The following is a 548-nucleotide window of genomic DNA, read 5'->3' as shown; positions in this document are numbered from 1 at the left end:
TGGTTATCCGCCTATGTTGGTTGGCTACATGCGCGTGTCGTCGGACTCCGACCGCCAGAGCACGGACTTGCAGCGCGACGCGCTGCTCGCCGCCGGCGTCGATCCGCGTCACCTGTTTGAGGATCGTGCCTCTGGCGCGAAGGATGACCGTGCCGGCTTGGCGCGGGCGCTTGAGTTCGTTCGAGCCGGCGATGTGCTGGTGGTGTGGAAACTCGACCGGCTCGGTCGCTCGCTGTCGCACCTGCTCGCCATTGTGACTTCGCTCAAGGACAAGCGGGTGTCGTTCCGCTCGCTGACAGAGAACCTGGACACTACGACGCCCTCGGGCGAATTCCTGTTCCAGGTGTTCGGTGCGCTCGCGCAGTACGAGCGCGCCTTGATTCAGGAGCGCGTCGTCGCGGGCTTGGCCGCCGCACGCAAACGCGGCCGGATCGGCGGCCGGCCGCAGGCGATCACTGGTGAGAAGCTGGACGCCATCGTCGCCGCGCTCGATGGCGGCATGTCTAAGGCGGCGGTGTGCCGCAACTTCAATGTCAAGCGCACTACGT

Annotated in this window: 1 protein-coding gene; it reads left to right on the top strand. The window is 65.9% G+C overall.

The genetic code is table 11. The annotated features are described in order from the left end of the window. Positions 1 to 13: 13 nt before the first annotated feature. Positions 14 to 548: recombinase family protein (locus tag GHO32_RS26185; RefSeq protein ID WP_153443122.1), on the top strand; the 535-nt coding region annotated here is incomplete at its 3' end.

The sequence above is a fragment of the Pseudomonas sp. FSL R10-2189 genome (assembly GCF_009600325.1).
Lineage (GTDB): Bacteria > Pseudomonadota > Gammaproteobacteria > Pseudomonadales > Pseudomonadaceae > Aquipseudomonas > Aquipseudomonas helleri.
Note: the sequence above shows the minus strand (reverse complement) of the source record. Positions and strands in the feature narration are given on the sequence as shown.